Origin of the sequence: Shewanella sp. T24-MNA-CIBAN-0130, assembly GCF_040310185.1 — a bacterium.
Taxonomy (GTDB): domain Bacteria; phylum Pseudomonadota; class Gammaproteobacteria; order Enterobacterales; family Shewanellaceae; genus Shewanella; species Shewanella psychromarinicola.
On record NZ_JBEOPP010000108.1, the window covers coordinates 1 to 2,318 of the forward strand.

Below are 2,318 nucleotides of genomic sequence, written 5' to 3' on the forward strand. Positions count from 1 at the left end.
TTGGCGCTTAATGTAAAGCTACCGACACCGGCAATTATCACCGCTTGACCTAAGGTCAATGGGCCAGTAACGCCGTCAATGCTGAAGCTGTGTACGGTCACCGGACCATCAACTGAGCTGGTGCCCGTTAATACAGTGCCCGTGGTTGCGCCGCTGTCTTCTGCCACTGAAATCACTTCGTTCGCGTCAGTGAAGTTATCGTTCACTGGGCTCACGGTGATGGTCAAGGTAGACGTGTCAGTCGGGCCAGAGCCGTCGGTTAACACATAGGTGATCACCGGCACGGGGCCGTTGTAATTAGCCACTGGGGTAAACGTATATACACCCGTATCCGTTAAGCTAAAGGTACCGACACCGGCAATAACCACATCGGTTCCATCTGCGGTATGCACGGTTGCATCGCCCGCGACAGTATAGGTGGTGACTGAAATAGGGCCGTCGTCACTGCTGCCATCAATCACATTACCGGTCACTTGAGGGCTGTCTTCTGCAATGGTGCGCGTTTCATTGTTATCAGTGAAATCATCGTTCACCGGCGTGATCGTTAAGCTCAATGTTGAGGTGTCATTGGCGCCAGAGCCATCGGTTAAGGTGTAAGTGATCACCGGCACCGTGCCGTTGTAGTTGGCGACGGGAGTAAACGTATATACACCCGTATCCGTTAAGCTAAAGGTACCGACACCGGCAATAACCACATCGGTTCCATCTGCGGTATGCACGGTTGCATCGCCCGCGACAGTAAAGGTGGTGACTGAAATAGGGCCGTCCACACTGGTGCCGTCAATCACATTACCGGTCACTTGAGGGCTGTCTTCTGCAATGGTGCGCGTTTCATTGTTATCAGTGAAATCATCGTTCACTGGCGTGACCGTTAAGCTCAATGTTGAGGTGTCATTGGCGCCAGAGCCGTCGGTTAACACATAGGTGATCACCGGCACGGGGCCGTTGTAATTAGCCACTGGGGTAAACGTATATACACCCGTATCCGTTAAGCTAAAGGTACCGACACCGGCAATAACCACATCGGTTCCATCTGCGGTATGCACGGTTGCATCGCCCGCGACAGTAAAGGTGGTGACTGAAATAGGGCCATCCACACTGGTGCCGTCAATCACATTACCGGTCACTTGAGGGCTGTCTTCTGCAATGGTGCGCGTTTCATTGTTATCAGTGAAATCATCGTTCACCGGCGTGACCGTTAAGCTCAATGTTGAGGTGTCATTGGCGCCAGAGCCATCGGTTAAGGTGTAAGTGATCACCGGCACCGTGCCGTTGTAGTTGGCGACTGGGGTAAACGTATATACACCCGCATCCGTTAAGCTAAAGGTACCGACACCGGCAATAACCACATCGGTTCCATCTGCGGTATGCACGGTTGCATCGCCCGCGACAGTAAAGGTGGTGACTGAAATAGGGCCATCGTCACTGGTGCCATCAATCACATTACCGGTCACTTCAGGGCTGTCTTCTGTGATGCTGCGAGTTTCGTTGGCATCAGTGAAGTCATCATTCATTGCCGTGATCGCTGGGGTATCACTGTCTTGTCCGGTTAGGCTGCCATCGGACACGGTTAAATCAACGGGCGGTAAGGTGCCTCCGCTGTTGACTAACTCAGCTCCGGCTGGGGTCAACACCACTTCGCCGTTGACCAACGCATAGTAACCGTCGTCATTGGTGCCTGGAGTAAAGTCCACCGTCAGTGAATCACCGTCTTCATCAAAGGTGTTGTAGGTCGCGGCCACATCGCCATCGACGGCGCTGTTTTCAGTAAAGTCATTGGCGACAACATCAATGGTAGGCGCATCGTTCGTAGGAGTGATCACCGGAGTGTCACTGTCTTGGCCGGTTAAGCTGCCATCTGACACGGTTAAATCAATTGCAGGCAGCGTGCCGCCGTTGTTAACGAAGTCAGCACCGGCTTGGGTTAATACCACTTCGCCGTTGACCAACGCGTAGTAACCGTCGTCATTGCTGCCAGGGGTAAAGTCAACAGTCAGTAGATCACCGTCTTCATCAAAGGTGGTGTAGGTTGCAGCAACATCGCCATCAACGGCGCTGTTTTCAGTAAAGTCATTGGCGACAACATCAATGGTAGGCGCATCATTCGTAGGAGTGATCACCGGAGTGTCACTGTCTTGACCTGTTAAGCTGCCATCGGACACGGTTAAATCAATTGCAGGCAGCGTGCCGCCGTTGTTAACGAAGTCAGCACCGGCTTGGGTTAATACCACTTCGCCGTTGACCAACGCGTAGTAACCGTCGTCATTGCTGCCTGGGGTAAAGTCCACGGTCAGTAGATCACCGTCTTCATCAAAGGT

Annotated in this window: 1 protein-coding gene; it reads right to left on the minus strand. The window is 52.7% G+C overall.

The genetic code is table 11. From position 1 onward, the window contains the following. The coding region (locus tag AAEZ02_RS21605; protein WP_351124970.1) for a beta strand repeat-containing protein at positions 1-2,318 on the minus strand (2,318 nt) is incomplete at both ends.